4 protein-coding genes are annotated in these 3,232 nt (G+C 53.2%); 3 read left to right on the top strand and 1 reads right to left on the bottom strand.

The window, feature by feature from the left end; translation table 11 throughout:
- Positions 1-948: glutamine--fructose-6-phosphate transaminase (isomerizing) (gene glmS, locus F8I07_RS06410; protein ID WP_292657238.1), on the top strand; the 948-nt coding region annotated here is incomplete at its 5' end.
- 864 nt (positions 949-1,812) lie between these two features.
- Here the strand turns inward: glmS and F8I07_RS06405 are convergent.
- Positions 1,813-2,067, bottom strand: a complete 255-nt coding sequence (locus tag F8I07_RS06405) for a hypothetical protein (RefSeq protein ID WP_292657235.1) — start codon at positions 2,065-2,067, stop codon at positions 1,813-1,815.
- Between the two features lie 104 nt (positions 2,068-2,171).
- Here F8I07_RS06405 and F8I07_RS06400 point away from each other — a divergent pair, with 104 nt between their 5' ends.
- Positions 2,172-2,783, top strand: a complete 612-nt coding sequence (locus F8I07_RS06400) for a TetR/AcrR family transcriptional regulator (RefSeq protein WP_292657232.1) — start codon at positions 2,172-2,174, stop codon at positions 2,781-2,783.
- The coding region (locus F8I07_RS06395) for a TolC family protein (protein WP_292657229.1) at positions 2,777-3,232 on the top strand (456 nt) is incomplete at its 3' end. The genes F8I07_RS06400 and F8I07_RS06395, both read left to right, overlap by 7 nt.

The raw sequence follows: 3,232 nt of genomic DNA, 5'->3' as shown, positions 1-3,232 counted from the left end.
GGGATCCGGGCCGTCAAGATCTGCGCCTGCGGCACCAGCTACCACGCGGGACTGACGGGGGCCTATCTGCTCGAAAGAATGGCCAAGATCCCCTGCCAGGTCGAGATCGCTTCGGAGTTCCGCTACAAAGAACCCCTGCTGACGCCGGATACCCTCTTTATCACCATCAGCCAGAGCGGCGAGACCGCCGACACCCTCGAAGCGCTCAAGATGGCCAAACGTGCCGGCCTGCGAAGCCTGACGATCTGCAACGTGGACAACTCCTCCATCGTCCGGGAGAGCGACGCGGCGATCCTGACCCGGGCCGGGATCGAAAAGGGGGTCGCCAGCACCAAAGCCTTCGCCACCCAGGTGATGGTGCTCTGGATGCTGACCCTCTACCTGGGAGAGAAGCGGGGCACTCTCGATACCGAAACGCTCCAAAAAGAGCTGGACGCCATGCGCCGCACCCCCAAGGCGCTCCTGGTGGAGGAGAAGCTCCACGAGCGGATCCACCGCCTCTCCAAACGCTACCTCCACGGCCACGGCTTCTTCTTCATCGGGCGGGACCTCTTTTTCCCCCTGGCCCTGGAGGGGGCCCTCAAGCTCAAGGAGATCAGCTACCTCCACGCCGAGGGCTACCCCGCCGGCGAGATGAAACACGGCCCCATCGCCCTGGCCGACGCGGAGCTCTTTACCATCGCCCTGATGCCCCGCACCCTGCTCTACGACAAGATCAAATCCAACGTCGAAGAGCTCAGCGCCCGGGACGCCACGATCCTGGCCATCAGCCCCGAAGAGTTCGACCTGGCCGACGACTTCATCCGCATCCGCCACGCCGAGCACCCGATGCTGGAGTTTTTCGAGATGATGGTGGTCACACAGCTCCTGGCCCTGGAGATCTCCATCCGGCTGGGGAACGATGTGGATATGCCGAGGAATTTGGCGAAGTCGGTGACTGTGGAGTAATTGGCCAAGTATGTTTGTACCTCACTATGCTCTCCGGCTTACCGCCATATCACTATACTTTATAGCAGGGATATTGAACCTGGCTGTTACAAAAAAATGAACAAAAAATATATGTTTAACAAACTTGTCGTTACCCTTGGGATTGCTTTTACTATAACTATTCTGTTTCTTGATAACTTTGACAAAGACTCCCGAGGTCTATTGCAATTAGTAGTCATAGATTTCTTTACAGTAGTTATTGTATATGCTCTTACCAGAAAAAAGCCCATGGTCTGTAAGTTTACTACTCTGGTTATTATTGTTATTGTTCATATATTATTATTGAATAATGCCTCTGGATGGAATGAGGGCAGCATGAGTGGAGTGTCTTACGTTATTCCCCTTTTGAAAGATGCATCAGACGCACTATATGCTTTAATTCTATTCTCTGCATTCTTATTGTTGATACCTTTAGTGATTTATGGATTCTTTATTAAAAATTTAGTTAATTTATTTTGTGAAAAATCCAATGTATAATCAAAATAGTTTCATCATTCTACTATTGATGGGGTTCTAGAATATAATGAAGTAAATCTAATCGAAATTTTCTTCACTCGTTCCCATCGTCCTCGGTGGGAACTACCACGGAACTTCCGCATCTTCTCCATACGCGTTTAATACCATCATGTCTGTGGAAATGCATTCCCACCAAGATGGTGGGAACGAGAGAGAAGAGAAAAAGCATTTCTCGTCATCCTGAACTTGATTCAGGATCCACAGTTTAATGGGTTTTCGATGCCCTGGATTCCGGGTCAGGCCCGGAATGACGGAAGTTTATCCCCCAATGACCAATGACCAATCACCGCGAGTAAGCGCATTCTGCGCTTACTCGCTCTTGATCTCTACCAGCTCAGAGAGCAGCTCCGCCGCCTCCTCGTCTTCCATCTCACCGCTCTCGATCTCGATGAGGATCTCCCGGCACTCGGCGTGCATCGCCTGCATCTCCTCCAGCTCTTCCCGGTCGGCCAGGGAGATCATCTTCTCCTTCTCCACCATGGCGAAGATCTCGTCGATCGACTCCTCCAGATCGGGCATCAGCTCGTTCATGAGCAGGTTTTTCAGTTTTTCGGTGGGCTTCATCCGAATCCTTTTTTAGGATGGATTTTAGCATACTAAAACAATTCAGAATAAATCAAGGTTGATTGATATAGAATTCAACTTACCAGTCAGTAAGGATCCGAACAATGACGCAAACCCGATCACGCAAAGAGCACATCCTCGATGTCGCCGCGCATCTCTTCTCCGAACGGGGCTACCCCAAAACCGCTCTGGAGGAGATCGCCGACGAGTGCGGCATCACCAAACCGGCCATCTACTACCATTTCAGGGACAAACAGAGCCTCTACGAAGCGGTCCTCTGCCAGCGCTTCAACCTCATCTCGGAAAAGATCCTCCAGGAGACGCAAAAGGAGGATCCCGTCGAAGCGATTCGTGCCTATGTGGAGACCTTTGGTCGCTATCTCCTCGAAGACAGCGATTTCGGAGCGATCTTCGCCCGGGAGCTGGCCGACGGGGCCCAGTCGCTGCCGGAAAACTGCATCAAAAACCTCTCGATCATCCTGGGGCGTCTCGACGAGATCCTCCGGGAAGGTAAAGACCGCGGTATTTTCCGGGAGGAGAACCCCTTCATGATCCAGCTCATGATCGTCTCGACCCTGACCAACTATCAGACCACCGCCGCCCTGCGCAAAACCGTCCTGGAGCGCCTCGACGGCGCCAAAGAGCACATCAATCCCGACCTGGAGGATATCATCCCCAACCTCTCGGAAAAAATCCAAAAGGCCCTGACATGTTGAAAAAAACCCTGACACTTTCTCTGCTGACCCTCTCGATCCAGGCGGCGAACATCCATACCCTCCTCGAGGGTGTCAAACACCACTACAACGCCCAACTCGGAGAGCTCAGTGTCCGGGAAGCCGGCAACGCCCTCGATCTGGTCCACTCCCAGCTCTATCCCAAGATCGAGCTCTTCGGCAACCTGACCCACTACAACAGCCCGACCAATCTCCGGCCTGCTACCCCCACGGAAAATGCCAACGTCGCCCCCAACTTCCCTTTCAGCAACGATATCAGCCGGGTCGGTGCGACCGTGTCGATGCCGATTTTTGTGATGTCCCTCTACACTCTGGCCGACAAAGCGGCGATGATGCAGCACTCCGCCCGGGCCAAAAAGCGCCTCGACATCCTCAAGGACGAAGCGACGGTCGTCGGAAGCAACGCCAACCTGATCTATCTGCAGGAGCTG

The organism is Nitratifractor sp., assembly GCF_015487065.1.
Taxonomy (GTDB): Bacteria; Campylobacterota; Campylobacteria; order Campylobacterales; family Sulfurovaceae; genus Nitratifractor.
Note: the sequence above shows the minus strand (reverse complement) of the source record. Positions and strands in the feature narration are given on the sequence as shown.

What these genes read in the sequence shown, in the direction of transcription:
- F8I07_RS06405 (WP_292657235.1), bottom strand. Translation starts at nt 2,067, where the DNA reads ATGAAGCCCACCGAAAAACTGAAAAACCTGCTCATGAACGAGCTGATG.
- F8I07_RS06400 (WP_292657232.1), top strand. Translation starts at nt 2,172, where the DNA reads ATGACGCAAACCCGATCACGCAAAGAGCACATCCTCGATGTCGCCGCG.